Consider the following 17,167-nt stretch of genomic DNA (forward strand, 5'->3'; position numbering starts at 1 on the left):
CATGGCTCCCCATGACGCCGGTGCCGACCGGGCGGGTCCACGTGGATGCGGGGCGGACGGCGGTAGCTGCGAGAATGGGCGCGTGCGCGTTCTAGTCATCGGATCCGGCGGGCGTGAGCACGCCCTGTGCCGCTCGCTCAAACTCGACCCCCACATCACCGACCTTCACTGCGCCCCGGGCAATCCGGGCATCGAGGAGGTCGCCACCCTGCACGCCGTCACCCCCACCGACCCGGAGCAGGTGGCCGCCCTGGCCACCCGGCTCGGCGCCGACCTCGTGGTCGTGGGTCCCGAGGCTCCGCTGGTGGCCGGGGTGGGCGACGCCGTGCGCGCCGCCGGGATCCCGTGCTTCGGGCCGTCCGGGGACGCCGCGATGATCGAGGGCTCCAAGTCGTTCGCCAAGGACGTCATGGCCGCCGCCGGCGTTCCCACGGCGCGGGCCCGTACCTGCTCGACGCCCGAGGAGGCGGCCGCGGCGCTCGACGAGTTCGGGGCGCCGTACGTGGTGAAGGACGACGGGCTGGCCGCCGGCAAGGGCGTGGTCGTGACGGGCGACCGCGACCACGCGCTGGAGCACGCGCGAGCCTGCGAGCGGGTGGTGGTCGAGGAGTTCCTCGACGGGCCGGAGGTGTCACTGTTCGCGCTGTGCGACGGCACGACCGCGGTGGCGTTGCAGCCCGCCCAGGACTTCAAGCGCGCCTACGACGGCGACCAGGGCCCCAACACCGGCGGCATGGGCGCCTACACGCCGCTGCCCTGGGCGCCCGAGGGGCTGACCGAGCAGGTGATGCGCGAGGTCGTCCACCCGACGATCGGCGAGCTGGCCCGGCGCGGCCTGCCGTACCAGGGCGTGCTGTACGTCGGCCTGGCGCTGACCGCCAAGGGCCCGAAGGTCGTGGAGTTCAACGCGCGCTTCGGCGACCCGGAGGCGCAGGTGCTGCTCGACCGGCTGGAGACGCCGCTCGGCGCGCTGCTGCTGGCCTGCGCGACCGGCACGCTGGCCGAGCACGCCCCGCCCGCCTTCCGCGAGGGGTCCGCGGTGACCGTGGTGGTCGCGGCCGAGGGTTACCCGGAGGCGCCGGTCAAGGGCGACCCGATCAAGGGGCTGGAGCCCACGGACGACGCGTACGTGATCCACGCGGGCACCCGGCGGGTGGACGGCGAGGTCGTCTCCGACGGCGGGCGCGTGCTCAGCGTCGTCGGCACCGGGCCCGACCAGCGCACCGCGCGGCGCCACGCCTACGACCTGGTGGCCCGCATCGAGCTGCGCGGCTCCTTCCACCGTACGGACATCGCCGGCTCGGGCATGGAGGACGTGTGATGAGGCATCTGCACTCGGGCAAGGTTCGCGACCTGTACGAGGCGCCCGACGGGCTGCTCCTCATGGTCGCCTCGGACCGGATCTCGGCCTTCGACCACGTGCTGGAGCCCGGCATCCCGGACAAGGGCGCCGTGCTCACGCAGCTCTCGCTGTGGTGGTTCGAGCAGCTCGCGGACGTGATCCCCAACCACATCGCCGGTCCCGGCCCCGACGCGCGCAGCGTGCTGTGCCGACCGCTGCGGATGGTCCCGGTCGAGTGCGTGGCCCGGGGCTACCTCGCGGGCGGAGGCCTGGCCGACTACCGGCGCGACGGGGCGGTGTCGGGCGTGCGACTGCCCGAGGGCCTGGAGGACGGCTCCCGGCTGCCCGAGCCGATCTTCACGCCGTCGACCAAGGCGCCGATGGGCGAGCACGACGAGCCGATCTCCTACGAGCAGGTCGTCGAGCAGGTGGGCGAGGAGACGGCGGCGGAGCTGCGCCGCATCACGCTGGCCGTCTACACGCGCGGCGCGGAGATCGCGCGGGAGCGCGGCATCATCCTGGCCGACACCAAGATCGAGCTGGGCTGGGACTCCGACGGCTTGCTCACGCTCGGGGACGAGGTGCTCACCCCCGACTCGTCGCGTTTCTGGCCGGCCGACGGATGGACGCCCGGGCGTGCGCAGCCGTCATTCGATAAGCAATTTGTCCGCGATTGGCTAATGTCGCCCGAATCAGGATGGGACAAATCCTCGGGGAACCCACCGCCGCCTCTTCCGGACAAGGTGGTCGAGCAGACGAGGCAGCGCTACCTGGAGGCGTACGAACGCATCACCGGCAGTTCCTTTAACAGGTGATTCGGCTGGGGCAGGTGGTGCGAGCGGCTACTGTTGGCCCGATCCCCCGCCCCCACCGATGACTTCCGAGGAGCCGCCGGAAATGGTCCGTTACCGCGTGCGCGGTGGCAACGCCCTGCGTGGAACCGCCTTCATCCAGGGCGCGAAGAACGCCGTGCTGCCCATGATCGGCGCCGCTCTTCTCGTGCCGCAGGGCCGCACGGTCCTGCGCAACGTGCCGATCATCGAGGACGTGCGCCGGGCCGTCGAGCTGGCCGAGGCCGTGGGCGCCCACGTGGAGCTGCACGAGGCGGAGCGGACGCTGGTCATCGACGCCTCCAGGCTCGACAAGGCCGTGCTGCCGGCCCGGATCGCCCGGCGCTTCCGCGGCTCCGTGCTGTTCACGCCCGCGCTGCTGCACCGGCTGGGCGAGGCGATCGTCGAGGGCGTCGGCGGCTGCAACCTGGGCAGCCGCAACCTCGACTTCCACTACCTCGGCTACAAGCGCCTCGGCGCGGTCGTGGACGAGGGCGAGACCGTCATCCACGTGAAGGCGTCGGGCCTGACGGGCGCCACCCTCTACCTCGACACGCCCTCCCACACCGGCACCGAGAACCTCATCATGGCCGCCGCCCTGGCCAAGGGCACCACCGTGATCGAGAACGCCGCGCTGGAGCCCGAGGTCCTCGACGTCATCGACATGCTGACCAAGATGGGCGCCCGCATCAGCGGCGGCGGCACCGGCTTCATCACCGTCGAGGGAGTCGAGGAGCTGCACGCCGTCGAGCACACCGTGATGCCCGACCGGCTCGACGCGGGCGTGTTCGCCATGGCCGCGGCCATCACCGGCGGCGAGCTGAGCCTCGTCGGCACCGGCCTCGACCTGGGCGTGGTCCGCTACAAGCTGGAGCAGATGGGGGTCGACTTCGCCCGGCAGGGCGCGGTGCTGAAGGTGCGCTGCGACCGGCCGCTGCGCCCGATCAACATCATCACCGACACCTACCCCGGCTTCGCCACCGACCTCCAGTCGCCCATGATGACGGTCGCGGCGCTGGCCGACGGCACCAGCTACATCCACGAGCGCATCTTCGACGGCCGCTTCGCGCTGGCCGGCGAGCTGAACAAGATGGGCGCCGACGTGGAGGTCGACGGCAGCCGGGCGATCGTGCGGGGGGCGACCCCGCTGACGGGCGCGCGGGTGACCGCTCACGACCTTCGCTCGGGCATCGCGCTGGTGCTCGCGGGACTGGCGGCCGAGGGCGAGACCCTCATCGAGTCGGGATACCTCATCGACCGCGGCCACGCGCATCTCGCCGACCGAATGCGGGCACTCGGAGCGGACATTACACGAGAGATTTCTGAAGGTTGAAAATGGCCGGGAAATCCTCTCTGAGCTGCTAGAACTTCTTCCCACGCGGCCAAGCTGAACGACTTTCCGGAAAAGTCGGGCGTGACATTACGGCCCTCGCGAGCGATCGTTCCAAAAGAGAGCACTGCAACTTACGGCAGGATGGGACGAACATTGGTCGAGAGGGCCGAAGAAACAACTCGAGTGTCGCGCCCGGGCGCCATGACACCGGACCTCACCATTGGCGTGGTCGGGCCCCACGATCTGGTCGAGCGCGTCATGTTGATGGGGCACGCCGCCGCGCCTCTGCCCTGTCGCCTCGTGGCCGCCGCGTACCGCGATGAGCAGGAGGCGCCCGACAAGGTGACACGGCTCGGTCCCGGCGTGGACGCGTGCCTGTTCGCCAGCCCGGTCCCCTATGACCTGGCCAGGCGTTCGGGTGTGCTGACGATGCCGGCGACGTACGTGCAGCTCGGCGGCGCGGCCCTGGTGGCGGCGCTGGCCAAGGCGGCACTGGATCCGCGCATCGAGCCGCAGCGGGTGAGCATCGACGTGGTGTCACGTGCGGACGTGGAGGAGGCGTACACCGACCTCGGCATACCCGCGTCCGACGTGCACAGCCGCGACGAGCCGGGAGCGACCGGCACGATCGCGGCCTACCACGAGCGCCTGAACCGGCAGGGGGCCACGACGGGGGCGCTGACGTGCCTTCCGGCGGTGGCCGACCGCCTGCAGACGGCGGGCGTGCCCGCCATCAGGATCAGGCCCACGTCGGCGGCCGTGCGCAGCGCGCTGCACACGGCGGCGCTGCTCGGCGCCCACCACCGGCTGGAGGAGTCACAGCTCACGGTGGTGCTGGTGGAGGTGCCGACGCTGCGCGAGCCCGTACGCCGGGCCGCGCCGCGTTACTGGCGCGACGAGCTGCGGCTGTCCCTGCACCGGTTACTGGTGCAGGAGGCGAACCGCATCAACGCCACGGTGTGGCCGATCGACGATCACAGCTACCTGGTCACGGCGACCCGGGGCTCGATCACGGCGGCCACGGACGGGTTCAGGGTGCTGCCGTTCGCCGCCAGGATCCGCGAGGAGCTGGGGCTGGCCGTCGAGGTGGGGGTGGGCATGGGCCGCACCGCGCACGACGCGGAGGCGCACGCGCGGGCCGCGCTGGCGCGCACCCAGGCGGGCAAGCAGGCCCAGGGGTTCGCGGTGGACAGGGAGGGCCGAGCGCTGATCCCGGCCCCGCGGATGCCGCCCACGGGCGCCGGGACGCTCAAGCCCAAGGGCGTCGAGGTGCTGGCCCGCCTGGCGGCCAAGCTGGAGGGCGGGGACACGGTCGTGGACGCGGAGGGCGCCGGCAAGATGCTGGGCGTCACGCCGCGTACGGCTCGGCGGTTGCTGCGCACGCTGGTTGACGAGGGACTCGCGTGGCCGCTTCCGCCGAACCGCACGCCGCAGCCGGGGCGTCCGCGCCAGCTCTACCGGCTCATCGTGGAGAAGCTGGGGCCGCGCTGACCACACACCGCTGATCACAGCCCACTGATCACAGCCCGCTGATCACACAGGGCCCGCCGTTCTCCTTCCCCTTCCAGGACGGCGGGCCGCCCTTTTTCCATCCTTTACGGCACAGCCGACCTGCCCCCACCCGCCGCACGGGGCCGAGGGCCTCCAGGGAGACGGCCGCTGACCGGATGGTGGCGGGCCGCCGTCACGGCGTCCTCTGGGCCATGCCTTCCTGGAAAACCACCGGCCATGCCTTCCGGAGAACCGCGGGCCACGCCTGCCGAGGGACGAGTCAGACACAACCAGACTTTGCCCCCTATGGGGATGCTCCAGGATTTTCGGGAGCCTGGTTGCGAGGTTCTTGGTTGACCGTTGCAGATCGGGGTATGTTCTGGGAGCCCCCGATCGACGGGATTCGGACGGGGGCGCCAACATTTCCTGGCCCCCCAGGGGCCGCACCGGTTTGGACCGGTTCATCCCCACAGTTCGGCGATGCGGGCCGCCAGAGCGGCGCCCTGGGCGTATCCGGCCTCGGCAGCGGGGCCTCGCACCTCGGGAGCCAGGGGGTCGGCGCCGAATGCCGCCAGTGACGCCTCGTCAGGTCCGACCACCTCGACCTTGCCGCCCGTGGCCTCGAAACCTTCGACCGGCTCCGGCATCGGCGCGATGACGAGGATCCGGTCGTGGCCGGAAGCGAGGTCGGCGTTGGCGGCCGAGCGCACGCCGCCGTCGATGTACCGTACGCCGTCGATGGTCACCGGCGGCCAGACGCCCGGGATCGCGCAGCTCGCCGCGACCGCGTCGACCAGCTCCACGCCCGAGCCGGGGCCGAACAGGGCGGTCTCCCCTGTGAGCGCCTCCACCGCCACGATGACGAGGTCGCGTTCCGGCCAGGTGTGGACGGGCAGGCGGCCCTCGATCACCCGGCGGCGTTCGGCCTCCGGGACCGTGTCCGCGGCCAGGGCCATCGCGCCGAACCCGCGCAGCCGCTCCACCCGGTCCCTGGAGCTCTCGTAGATCTCCTGTATGACGGCCCAGAGCTGGTCCATCTCCACGCCACTCCTGAGCTCGGGGGCTTGGAGGGCGGGGTTCGTCTGGCGTTCGAGGAGCTCGGGCATCGAGAGGCCGCTGGTGATCTGGGCGGCTACCGCGGAACCGGCCGAGGTGCCGATGATCTTGTCGGCGGTGGCGGGAACGTCCACTCCGTTGGCGGCCAGGGCTGCCAGGACGCCGGTGGCCCAGGCGATTCCGGCCACGCCTCCGCCACCCAGCACCAATGCCCGCTTGATCTCGCTCATGACGTTCCTCACCCATCCGAAGAAGGCGGCGATATCTGACAGCTGTCCACTATGACATCGTCATCCGCCGTCGAAGATGGTGGCGTCGCCGGCGCCTCCCGGTTCGGCGGTCAGCACGCGCAGGCGATGCCCGTGACCGGGGCCGTGAGCGCGTCCACGGGGCGCCGGGCGACCCCTGAGGGGGTCTCCACCGGAAAGCCCTCCCTCGCCCAGTACTCGAAGCCGCCGATCATCTCCTTGACCGGGTGGCCGAGCTTGGCCATCTCCAGCGCGGCCCGCGTCGCGCCGTTGCACCCGGGACCCCAGCAGTAGGTCACGACCGTGGCGCCCGCGGGGATCACCTCCGCGGCCCGCGCGGCGATCTCCGCGGTGGGCAGGTGGACGGCGCCCTGGATGTGGCCCTGCTCCCAGCTCTCCCGGCTGCGGGAGTCGACGACGACGATGCCGGGCACGGCGGCGGCCAGGTCGGCGGCCACGTCCGAGACGTCTGTCTCGAAGGCGAGGCGGCCGGCGAAGTGGGCGAGCGCCGCGGCGTTGGCGGCGGGCGGTACGGCGGTGACGGCGGACATGGTGCGGGACTCCCATCGTCGGGCGGATGCATCGGATGCGCGGAGCCGGCTCCCGGCCAGGGGCCCGGCTTCAGCGGAATCCTCGCAACGACCGGGTGTCCCGCGACAGTGGCGGACAGGTCCGCGACCGATGAGATCCCGCCAGTTGGTTGTCCGATATCTGCGGGTTCTCTGTCGGTGCCGACCGCTATCGTCATGACCCATGAACGAGAACACACCTGGCCGCCGGGCTCCCCTCCTCATCTGGGGCGCGCTCGGCATCGTCTACGTGGTGTGGGGCTCGACCTACCTCGGCATCGCCGTGGCCGTCGAGTCCATCCCGCCCATGCTCAGCGGCGCGATGCGGTTCCTCGTCGCCGCGCTGCTCCTCGGCGGGATCGTCCTGGCCAGGTCGGGGACCGGGGCGTTCCGGATGACCCGGCGGGAGTTCCTCGGCGCGGCCGGTGTCGGGCTGCTGCTGCTCACGCTGGGCAACGGCATGCTGGCCGTCTCGGAGCAGTACATCAGCAGCGGCCTGGCCGCGCTCCTCGTGGCGTCGGTGCCGCTGTGGCTGGTCGTGTTCAGGTTCGTGGTGCGGGACCGGCCGAAGACGCTGACGCTCGCCGGCGTCCTGGTGGGGTTCGCCGGGGTGGCGGCGCTCTCGCTCACCGGCGGGCAGGCGGGCAGCACGACCGGGATCGTGATCGTCCTGGTGGGCTCGCTGTCGTGGTCGGTGGGATCGTTCCTGTCGAGCCGCATCGCGATGCCGGCCAACGCCTTCGCCGCGAGCGCCGTCGAGATGCTGGCGGGCGGCGCCGGGCTCCTGCTGCTCAGCGTCGCGACGGGCGAGCGGCTGGACGTCTCGGCGGTCACCGGCAGGTCGTGGCTGGCGCTGGTCTACCTGGTGCTGGTGGGGTCGCTGGTCGGCTTCACGGCGTTCTCGTGGCTGCTCGGCAACGCGCCCATCTCACTCGTGTCGACCTACGCGTACGTGAACCCGGTGGTGGCCGTGGTCCTGGGCGCCCTCGTGCTGAGCGAGCAGGTGACGGTCCAGATCATCGCGGGCGGCCTGGTGATCCTGGTGGGGGTCGCGCTGGTCATCTCGACCGAACGCAGGGGCCGCCGGACGGAACACGAGGAGACCACGCCGCGCGAGGACGCCGTACGGGACGCCCGGCAGCCCGCCGAGGCCCCGCACGACTGACGAGTCCGAAGAGCGGACTACCCCGGCCGGGGAGGGATCAGAGCCGGGTGTGGAAGGCCGCCGCCGCCTTCAGGAAGGCGTCGTTGGCCTCCGGGTCGCCGATCGAGACCCGGGCCCCCTCGCCTTCGAACGGCCGCACGGCGACGCCCTCCACCGCGCACGCGGCGGCGAAGTCGAGCGTGTGCTCGCCCAGGCGCAGCCAGACGAAGTTGGCCTCCGTGGGCGGCACGGTCCAGCCCTGGGCGATGAGCGCCTCCCGGACCCGGGTGCGCTCCTCGACCACCCGGTCCACCCGCTCCAGCAGCTCGTCCTCGGCCCGCAGGGAGGCGACCGCCGCGACCTGCGCCAGGTGGTTGACCGCGAACGGCACCATCGTCTTGCGCACCGCGTCGGCGACCGGCTCGTGCCCGATCAGGTAGCCGACCCGCAGCCCCGCCAGGCCGTACGCCTTGGAGAACGTGCGCAGCACGCAGACGTTGGGCCGGTCGCGGTAGAGGGTCAGGCCGTCGGGGACGTCCTCGTCGCGGACGTACTCGCGGTAGGCCTCGTCGAGCACCACCAGCACGTCACCGGGCACCCGGTCGAGGAACGCCGCCAGCTCGGCGCGGCGGATCGCGGTGCCGGTCGGGTTGTTGGGGTTGCACACGAACACCATGCGGGTCCGCTCGGTGATGGCCTCGGCCATGGCGTCGAGGTCATGGTCCTCGCCGGCCAGCGGCACCCGTACGGAGGTGGCGCCGGACAGGTCGGCCAGCAGGGGGTACGCCTCGAAGGAGCGCCAGGCGTAGACCACCTCGGCGCCCGGCTCGCCCACGGTCTCGAAGAGCTGCTGCGCCACGGTGACGGACCCCGCGCCGAGCGCCACGTGCGCCGTGGGGACGTCGTACCGCTCCGCGACGGCCTCGGTGAGGGCGACGGCGGCCGGGTCGGGGTAGCGGTGGACCTGGCGGGCGCCGGCGGCGATGGCCTCGACCACGGACGGCAGCGGGTCGTAGGGCGACTCGTTGGAGGACAGCTTGTACGACCGTCCGTCGGCGGTGGCCACGGCCTTGCCCGGCCGGTAGGGCGGCATGGTGTCGAGAATGGGGCGGAAACGAGGCATGCCCTCACTCTAACGACGTCCGTGCCTACTCCTTCAGGGAGCGCAGCATGGGCGGATGGAGCAGCTCGGCGGGGCCGCGCCGGTAGAGCTTGGCGGGGCGTCCGCCGTCACGCGTCGTCGACGCGCCCGTCTCCACGAGGAAGCCCTCGGCCTTGGTCACCTTGCGGTGGAAGTTACGCGGGTCGAGGGTCCGCCCCCAGACGATCTCGTAGACCCGGCGCAGGTCGGCCACGGTGAACTCCGGCGGGCAGAAGGCCGCCCCGAGCGAGGTGTACTCCAGCTTGGCGCGGGCCCGCTCGATGCCGTCGAGCATGATGCGCCGGTGGTCGAAGGCCATCACGGCCAGCTCGGTGGCCGGCCGCCAGCTCATGTGGGCCTTCTCCGAGGCCGGCAGGTCGGGGGCCAGGCCGAGGTAGGCGACGCTGACGACGCGCTGGCGCGGGTCGCGGTCGGGGTAGCCGTAGGTCTGGAGCTGCTCCAGGTGGACGGGCGCGCCCGGCAGGCCGGCCCGTTCGGCCAGGATGCGCTGGGCCGCGGCCGGCAGGTCCTCGTCGAGCTGGACGAACCCGCCCGGCAGGGACCAGCGGCGCAGGAAAGGCGGGTTGTCGCGCCGCCACACCAGGGCGCACAGCGCCTGGCAGCGCACGGTCAGCACGACCAGGTCGACGCTGACCGGGACGCTCGGGACCATGGCCTGCACGTTACACGCCCCCGCCCGGCCGCGTGACGGCATGACGGGCTGACGTCACGAGGTGATGCGGACGTGCAGGCGTTCGCTGGTCTCCTGGCCTGACGGCAGCTTGACCCCGACCCGGACCCACGCGCCCGGCGGCACCTGCGCCCAGTCGAACGGCACCCATGCCGTCTGCATGCCCTCGGGCAGCTCCTCCAGCGGGTCGTCGTCCAGCCAGCCGACGGCGGCCACGTCCAGGTCCCGGGCTCCGCTCTCCCACTCCACGGTGACGGTGCCGCCCTTGAGGTTGTAGCCGCGCACCTCGATGCCGTCCTGGACGTCGCGCCCGCGCCGGATCGCGTCGACGGCGATCGGCCGGGCCCAGTCCTTCATGACCTCGCTCTCCAGGGACGGCGAGCCGCAGGTCATGAAGTCGCTCCACATGTAGGAGACGATCTTCTGGACGTACCGGCCGGCCATGGTGACAGCCTGGTCGAGCCGCTTCTTGTCGGTCTTGCCGCGCGAGCCCTGCGCCGCGCACGGCTCCTCGCCGGAGGGCTCGAACGCCTCGACGTTGGCCCACAGGTCCACGTCGCGGCCGCCCTTGACCAGCTCCTCGCGGACGAGGGCCATCTCGCGGTAGTAGTCGCGGGTGGAGCCGTGGTACGCCGTGCCGTACGTGCTCTCGCCGACGGCGGGCCGCAGCCGCTCGTCGACCTCCTGGTCGCGCTCGTCCGGCCAGAACAGGCCGACCTTGCCGGTGCCGCGGCTGTCCTGCGGCGCGATGATGCCGACGCCCGTCAGGGCCAGCGCCTTGAAGGCCGCGGCCACCTGCTTGGGCGTCTGGCCGAAGGGGACCCGCTTGCGGGCGTCCAGGTACGGGCTGATGAGGATGGGCTTGCCGGGCAGCTCCTGCTGGACGATGTCGTGCTGGCCGGCGTACACCTGCAGGGTGGGGTTGCTGGCGAGGGTGGCGGCCATCTGCACCTCGAACGGCTGATAGACGCCCCCGAGCGAGTCGCGGCCGGCGAAGCGGACGCCGTAGTCCTGCAGGATGCGGCGGGTCAGCGTGGTCAGCGTGTCGATGTGCTCGGGGTTGGCCCTCGTCTGGTTGTCCCGCTGGCGCGGCGCCAGCGGCAGCGCGGGGAAGATCCGGATGCCGAACTGGTCGCCGAGGTCCAGCAGCGTGGTCAGGCTGTCCTTGACCTCGCCGTCGCCCTTCCTGGTCGCGCCGGCGACGATGATCAGGTCGTACGGCCGGGGCTTGGTGAAGTCGCAGGTGGCGTCGTCGGAGCCGTCCATGGGGGCCAGCAGGCGGTAGTAGACGCGCTTGGCCGACATGACCCGGTGCTCCATCGTGGCGCAGCGGAACAGGTCGTCGCCGAACGCCTCGTCGGTCCGGTAGACGTAGGTGCGGGCCACCCGGTTGCCCGCGCCGGCCTTCTTCAGGTCACGCTCGGCCGCGTCGTGGCAGGACAGCCCGTCCTCCTCGCAGTCCCCGTAGAGGGGGTCGAGCTCGCCGTCCTTGTCGAGGACGCGGCCCTCGTCGTCCACCGCGCGGTACTGCAGGCCGTACCCGATCCTGATGACCGTGTCGCCGCCGACGTTGTGGATCTCCTGGAGCTGCTTGCGCCAGGTGCACGGGTTGGAGGTGGGCGTCACCCAGTAGCCGGTGACCGCGTACGGGGCCTTCTCGCCGGTGTCGAACGTGCCGCAGGAGTCGGTGACCGCGCTGACCTGCGGCGTCGGGAAGGTGGCGGAGGGCGTCGGCGCGGTCTGCCGGCTGACGGGCCTGGACGGCTGATCCGACGGGAGGACGACGACCACGGCCGCGACGGCCGCCAGGATCGCCGCGCCCACGAGCACGAAGAGCCAGCGCACGTTCAGGAACCTACCGCCCTCGGGATATGCCGGATGTCAGCCGCTAGCGCAGGCCCGCGGCCCAGGCTTCGAGCTGGGCGACGAACCGCTTGGCCGAGTTGGGCCAGTGGTGGTTGGACCGGGCCGCCGCGTAGCCGCGCGCGCCCTGCGCCCGCCGCTCCCTGACGTCGTCCCGGAGGGTGAGGACGGCCCGCGCCACGGCCTTGGGGTCCTCCCAGGGGACCACGACGCCGCTCTCGTACCGCTCGACCAGCTCGACGGCGCGGGGCGAGGGCGTGGTGATGACGGGGATGCCGTGCGCCATGTACTCCATGATCTTGGTAGGCATGGAGTGCCGGTAGTTGGGCTCGTCGTGCAGCAGAGACAGGCCCGCCAGGGCGCCGTCGAGCCGCTTGAGCGCCTCGTCGTTCGGCATGAAGTCGCGCCACTCCAGCAATCCCTCGGTGACGGCCTGGTTGAGCAGCGGGCGGCTCTGCGGGTCGGCGTAGCCGATCAGCTCGACGGACACCCGGTACGGCTGGAGCAGCCGCGCCACCTCGATGGCCTCCATGACGCCGCGCGCCCTGGACAGCCAGCCGAGGTAGACGACCCGGTCGTCGCCCGGCGGCGTGACCGAGTCGGGCACCCACGTCTCGTTGGGCACGATGAGGTGGGCGTGCTTGAACCTGCCGGCGTAGGCGGTCTCGGCCAGCAGCAGGTGCATCCGGCGCTCGGCCATGCTCTCCAGCATGCGGGCGAGGAAGCGGGCCGGCGGGCGCAGCAACGACGGCAGCCACGGCTTGAGCGACAGCGTCGCCGGGGTGTCCTCGTGCACGTCCCAGACCACGGGCGGGCTGTTGCGCACCCCCCAGACCGCGAACAGCAGCTCGGGGTCGTGGATGAGCACGAGGTCGACCTTGTCGCGCATCCGCTTGAACAGCCTGCGGGCCGCCCAGACGGCCGCGAGGCGCTTGCGCTGCGCGGCCCGGGGCAGGTCCACACCGTTGACCCACGGCCGGGGCACGATGCCGTGCGCCGTGAAGGACGCCGCATACGTGACCTCATGACCGGCGTCCACGAGGGCGCGGATCTGCCGATGCAGGATCCGCGCGTCCTCGGGGTTATGCACCACCGTCATGACGAGCACGTGCACAGCGCGCAACCCTCCGTCGCTACAGCCGCTCGACGCGTTCACCCTCGGCGAGCACGCCGCGGGTGTCGAGAACGAGCCTGGCCTTCGCCTCGACCATGTCGAGGTCGAACGCGGCGTGCTGCTGGAGCAGCAGCGTCACGTCGGCGCCGACCACGGCCTCGGCCAGATCCTCTTCGCGCGGCACGGGTGTGCCGTCGACCGACCATTCCTTGACATACGGGTCCACGAACGAGAGATCGGCGCCCAGTTCCAGCAGCGCACGGGCCACGGGGAGGGCAGGAGTCTCGCGTTCGTCGGCGATGTCCGGTTTGTAGGTGACGCCGAGCATAACCACTTTGGCGCCGTTCACGGGCTTCTTATGCCGGTTCAGCAGTCGCTGTACTCGTGCGACCACGTACGACGGCATCCGCTCGTTGATCTCCTGCGCCAGCTCGACGAACCGGAACGGGTACCCGAGCTTGCGCACGGTGTACGACAGGTACGACGGGTCGACGGGGATGCAGTGGCCGCCCACGCCGGGCCCGGGCAGGAACTTCTGGAAGCCGAACGGCTTGGTGGCCGCGGCCTCGATCGACTCCCACAGGTCGATGCCCAGCTCGTCGCAGAAGATCGCCATCTCGTTGACGAGGGCGATGTTGACGTGCCGGTAGGTGTTCTCCAGCAGCTTGGCCATCTCGGCCTCGCGGGTGCCGCTGACCGGCACGACCTGCTCGATGAAGCGGCCGTAGAACGAGGTCGCCCGGTCGCGGCAGGTGGGCGTGTAGCCGCCGACGACCTTCGGGGTGTTGCGCAGGCCGAACTTGGGGTTGCCCGGGTCGATGCGCTCGGGCGAGAACGCCAGGTGGAAGTCCTCGCCGGCGACCAGGCCGGAGGTCTCCAGCAGCGGGCGGGCCACCTCGTCGGTGGTGCCCGGCCAGGTGGTGGACTCCAGGACGACCAGCGTGCCCTTGCTCAGGTTGCGCGCGACGGTCCTGGTGGCGCCCTCGACCGCGGACAGGTCGGGGCGGTGGTCCTCGTCCAGCGGAGTCGGCACACAGATGACGATCGTGTTGCTCCTGGCCAGGACGGACTCGTCGAGCGTGGCGCTGAAACCGTTGGCCAGCATGTGCTCGAGGTCGGCGTCGGACAGGTCGTCGATGTAGGACCGTCCGGCGTTGAGCGCGTCGACCTTGGCGGGGTCGACGTCGACGCCGACGACCTTCAGTCCGGCGGCCACCGCCTCCTTGGCGAGCGGCATGCCGACGTACCCCAGGCCGATGACAGACAAGTCTATTTCTGTCACAGCAGTGCCTTGGAAAGACGGAAACAACACTTCATGGTCGCAAAGGTTATCTCAAGTCCACCTAGCTCACGCCTAATGCCGCTGAACCTGTCGCAACAGACAGGCAATCCGGAGGCCGGCATCAGGTGAGCGACCGGTAAAGGTCCCGGTAGGTCTCGGCCACGCGGCCCCAGGTCCGCTTGGCCGCGACCTCGGCGCGACCGGCCTCGCCCATCTCCGCGCGCCTGGCCGGATCGTCCCTGAGCCCGGCGATGGCCTTGGCCAGCTCCGCCGGGTCGCCAGGGGGCACGAGCATCCCCGCGCCCTCGGAGCCGACCAGCTCCGACAGCGCGGGCAGGTCGCTGAGGACGACGGGCTTGCCGAGGGCCATCGCCTCGACCGGCTTGAGCGGCGTCACGAGACGGCACACGCGCAGGTCCTCGCGCGGGCAGATGAAGATGTCGATGGCCTCCTGGGCCTGGAGCGCCTCGTCGGGCCCGACCCGGCCCGGCAGGACGGCACTGGTCAGCGAGAGCTCCTCGACGAGCTCCAGCAGGTTGGGGCGCTCGGCGCCGTCGCCGACGATGAGGACGCGCACCGGCGCGCCCTGGTCGCGCAGCAGCGCCGCGGCCCGCAGCAGGGTGGCGAAGCCCTCGTAGGCCACGATGCTCGACACCGAGCCGACCACGATCTCGTCGTCGCCGATGCCCATGCTCCTGCGGAAGGACGCGCCGTCGTAGTGGGTGCTCAGGAGCGAGTCGTCCACCGCGTTGGGGGCCAGGAAGATCCGCTCTCTCGGCACGCCGCGCTCGACGATCTCCGCGGCCATCGTCTCGGCCAGCGTGACGACGGCGTCGGCCTCGCGCATGAGGAACGCCTCACGCTCGCGCTGGAGCACGTGCCGCTCGCTGCCGACGCGGATCGGGTCGCGGGAGGCCCAGGTCTCCTCCAGGAAGCCGCGCACCTCGTAGACGTACGGGGTGCCGGTGCGGTCGCGGACGGCGTGGGCCACCGAGCCGTTGCGATGGTCGGTGGCGGCGTGCAGGAGCTGCGGGCGCAGCTCCTTGACCAGGTCGGTGACCGCGTCGGCGCCGCGCACCATCCGGCCGCGCATCTCGAACGGCATGTCGCCGTGGCCGTCCGGCAGCAGCCGGTGGTACGGGATGCCGTCGATCTCGTCGTACGGCGTGGCGTCGGCGTGGCCCTGGAACATCGGCCAGCCCCAGCTCGTCACCACGTGCGGGTCGAGCCCCGCGGCCTGCTGGGCGGTGACGATGCGGTGGGTGCGGACGGTGTAGCCCGCCTGGGTGTACGGCAGGGCGTTGGTGACGCAGTGCAGCACCCGACCCTCGACGCGCTCGCCGACGGACACCTTGCCGCCGGGCGGGATGGGGCCGGGGCTGATGGCGGCCAGCTCACCCCGGTAGTAGGCGGCCCGGCGCTTGACGAAGGGGTACTTGGTGTGGGCTTCGAGCACCTGCGCGGCCATGCTGACCCGGCCGGCGTTCCAGTGCTCCTTGGCCTCGTCCCACGGCGCCCTGATGACCCGCATGCCGAACTTGCGCACGGCCCGGCGGGCGCGGCGCGCGGCGGGCCAGGCCACCTTGCCGACGACGGGGCGAAGGCTCGGCGGAAGGGCTTCGGCGGCGGCCTGCGCGACCCGCACCGGGTCGGACTTGACCTTGGTGTAGACGACCCTGGAGACGAGGATCGGGTGCTGGACGAAGCCCTTCAGCAGCCCACCGACACCGGCACGCGCGGACTTGGCGGAAACCTTGGAGGAGTCTGGTCGACTGGCGTCGGATACCACGCGGTGACCGTACCATAGGCAGCGTTTTTTCCCTTCCGCACCGAAAGGCGAGGTCAATGAGGGAGAACCCCCTGGTCCTGCACGTCCTGGGCGCCCGGCCCAACTTCGTGAAAGCGGCCCCGGTGGTCAGAGCGCTCGGCGAGCTCGGCGTGCGGCAGGGCATCGTCCACACCGGTCAGCACTACGACGCGCTGATGTCCGACGTGTTCTTCGCCGACCTCGGGCTGCCCGAGCCGGTGGCCAACCTGGCCGTCGGCTCCGGCACCCACGCCAAGCAGACCGCGGCCCTGCTCGTCGGCCTGGAGGAGGTCGTGCTGGAGCACGCGCCGGACCTGGTCGTGGTCTACGGCGACGTCAACTCCACGCTGGCCGCGATCCTCGTCTGCGCCAAGCTCGGCGTCCGCACCGCGCACGTGGAGGCGGGGCTGCGCTCGTTCGACCGCGGGATGCCGGAGGAGGTCAACCGGATCGTCACCGACTCCCTGTCGGACCTGCTGTTCGCCACCTCCCCCGAGGCGCTGTCGTACCTGGCGGCCGAGGGCGTGCCGGCCTCGAAGGTGCACCTGGTGGGCAACCCCATGATCGACAGCCTGTTCGCGGCGCTGCCGTCGCTGGACCCGGCGCCCGTGGTGGCGCGGCTGGGCGCGCCCGAGCGCTACGCGGTGGCGACGCTGCACCGGCCCGCCAACGTCGACACCCCGGAGGCGGCGGCCGAGCTGGTCTCGGCGGTGCTGGAGGTCTCGCGGCAGATCCCGATCATCGTGCCGATCCACCCGAGGGGGCGCACCCGGCTGGCGGAGGCCGGGCTCGTCGACGGCCCGTCGGTCCAGGTCGTGGACCCGCTCGGCTACGTGGACTTCCTCTCCCTCGTACGCGGGGCCGCGCTGGTGGTCACCGACTCGGGCGGCGTGCAGGAGGAGACCACCATGCTCGGCGTGCCGTGCCTGACCGTGCGGCCGAACACCGAGCGGCCGGTCACGATCACCCACGGCACCAACCGGCTGGTCACGCCGGCTCTGCTGCCGGCCGCCGCGGAGAAGGCGCTGGCCGACGGCGCCTCGACGCCGTCGGGGGAGCTGCCCCCGCTGTGGGACGGCGCCGCCGGGCCGCGCATCGCCCGGGTGATCTCGGCGTGGCTCAAGGGCGACAACCTCTCGCCGGCTTCCCAGGGCATCCGGTCGGAATAGCCCCTTTCGTACGGCTTTTGGCCGCTTCACCGGCGCGCTCCCCCACGCTCCGCGTACCATGACATCTCTCCGCTAGCGATAGGCGAG

14 protein-coding genes are annotated in these 17,167 nt (G+C 71.7%); 6 read left to right on the forward strand and 8 right to left on the reverse strand.

Annotation, left to right across the window (positions count from 1 at the left end; genetic code table 11):
- Positions 1-82 precede the first annotated feature (82 nt).
- The 4 genes from purD (at position 83) to ABZS51_RS00760 (ending at position 4,996) form a co-directional block, all read left to right on the forward strand.
- The gene (purD, locus tag ABZS51_RS00745; RefSeq protein WP_355434338.1) at positions 83-1,321 is read left to right on the forward strand and encodes a phosphoribosylamine--glycine ligase; all 1,239 of its coding nucleotides are present in this window, start codon (positions 83-85) and stop codon (positions 1,319-1,321) included.
- Positions 1,321-2,157, forward strand: coding sequence for a phosphoribosylaminoimidazolesuccinocarboxamide synthase (locus ABZS51_RS00750; protein WP_355434341.1), 837 nt, complete (start codon positions 1,321-1,323; stop codon positions 2,155-2,157). The genes purD and ABZS51_RS00750 overlap by 1 nt, the downstream gene beginning before the upstream one ends.
- Positions 2,158-2,239: 82 nt before the next feature.
- Positions 2,240-3,505, forward strand: a complete 1,266-nt coding sequence (murA, locus tag ABZS51_RS00755; protein WP_310707403.1) for a UDP-N-acetylglucosamine 1-carboxyvinyltransferase — start codon at positions 2,240-2,242, stop codon at positions 3,503-3,505.
- 201 nt (positions 3,506-3,706) lie between these two features.
- On the forward strand, positions 3,707-4,996 hold the full coding sequence (locus tag ABZS51_RS00760) for a GTP cyclohydrolase IIa (RefSeq protein ID WP_310707404.1): 1,290 nt from the start codon (positions 3,707-3,709) through the stop codon (positions 4,994-4,996).
- A 461-nt stretch (positions 4,997-5,457) separates the two neighbouring features.
- On the opposite strand, the gene ABZS51_RS00765 is transcribed toward ABZS51_RS00760, so the two are convergent.
- Positions 5,458-6,282, reverse strand: a complete 825-nt coding sequence (locus ABZS51_RS00765; protein WP_355434344.1) for a patatin-like phospholipase family protein — start codon at positions 6,280-6,282, stop codon at positions 5,458-5,460.
- A 110-nt stretch (positions 6,283-6,392) separates the two neighbouring features.
- Positions 6,393-6,851 (reverse strand): rhodanese-like domain-containing protein, encoded by a 459-nt coding sequence (locus ABZS51_RS00770; RefSeq protein WP_355434347.1) that lies wholly within the window; start codon positions 6,849-6,851, stop codon positions 6,393-6,395.
- Positions 6,852-7,053: 202 nt separating this feature from the next.
- Between ABZS51_RS00770 and ABZS51_RS00775 the strand changes: the two genes are divergently transcribed.
- Positions 7,054-8,034: an EamA family transporter gene (locus tag ABZS51_RS00775; protein ID WP_355434353.1), complete on the forward strand. Its 981-nt coding sequence runs from the start codon at positions 7,054-7,056 to the stop codon at positions 8,032-8,034.
- A gap of 37 nt (positions 8,035-8,071) precedes the next feature.
- Here ABZS51_RS00775 and hisC read toward each other — a convergent pair whose 3' ends face one another.
- The 6 genes from hisC to ABZS51_RS00805 form a co-directional block, all read right to left on the reverse strand.
- A complete protein-coding gene (hisC, locus tag ABZS51_RS00780; RefSeq protein ID WP_355434356.1) occupies positions 8,072-9,136 on the reverse strand; it encodes a histidinol-phosphate transaminase in 1,065 nt (354 codons plus the stop codon).
- 25 nt (positions 9,137-9,161) lie between these two features.
- Positions 9,162-9,827: an NUDIX domain-containing protein gene (locus ABZS51_RS00785; protein WP_310707409.1), complete on the reverse strand. Its 666-nt coding sequence runs from the start codon at positions 9,825-9,827 to the stop codon at positions 9,162-9,164.
- A 54-nt stretch (positions 9,828-9,881) separates the two neighbouring features.
- Positions 9,882-11,690, reverse strand: coding sequence for a DUF4434 domain-containing protein (locus ABZS51_RS00790; protein ID WP_355434358.1), 1,809 nt, complete (start codon positions 11,688-11,690; stop codon positions 9,882-9,884).
- A gap of 43 nt (positions 11,691-11,733) precedes the next feature.
- The gene (locus ABZS51_RS00795; RefSeq protein ID WP_310707534.1) at positions 11,734-12,822 is read right to left on the reverse strand and encodes a glycosyltransferase; all 1,089 of its coding nucleotides are present in this window, start codon (positions 12,820-12,822) and stop codon (positions 11,734-11,736) included.
- Between the two features lie 19 nt (positions 12,823-12,841).
- Positions 12,842-14,095, reverse strand: a complete 1,254-nt coding sequence (locus ABZS51_RS00800) for a nucleotide sugar dehydrogenase (protein ID WP_355434868.1) — start codon at positions 14,093-14,095, stop codon at positions 12,842-12,844.
- Positions 14,096-14,225: 130 nt separating this feature from the next.
- Positions 14,226-15,893 (reverse strand): glycosyltransferase family 4 protein, encoded by a 1,668-nt coding sequence (locus tag ABZS51_RS00805; protein WP_355434361.1) that lies wholly within the window; start codon positions 15,891-15,893, stop codon positions 14,226-14,228.
- Positions 15,894-15,949: 56 nt separating this feature from the next.
- On the opposite strand from ABZS51_RS00805, the gene wecB reads away from it, so the two are divergent.
- Positions 15,950-17,080, forward strand: coding sequence for a UDP-N-acetylglucosamine 2-epimerase (non-hydrolyzing) (gene wecB, locus ABZS51_RS00810; protein WP_355434364.1), 1,131 nt, complete (start codon positions 15,950-15,952; stop codon positions 17,078-17,080).
- Positions 17,081-17,167 lie beyond the last annotated feature (87 nt).

The sequence above is a fragment of the Nonomuraea sp. NPDC005501 genome, assembly GCF_040605905.1.
Classification (GTDB): domain Bacteria; phylum Actinomycetota; class Actinomycetes; order Streptosporangiales; family Streptosporangiaceae; genus Nonomuraea.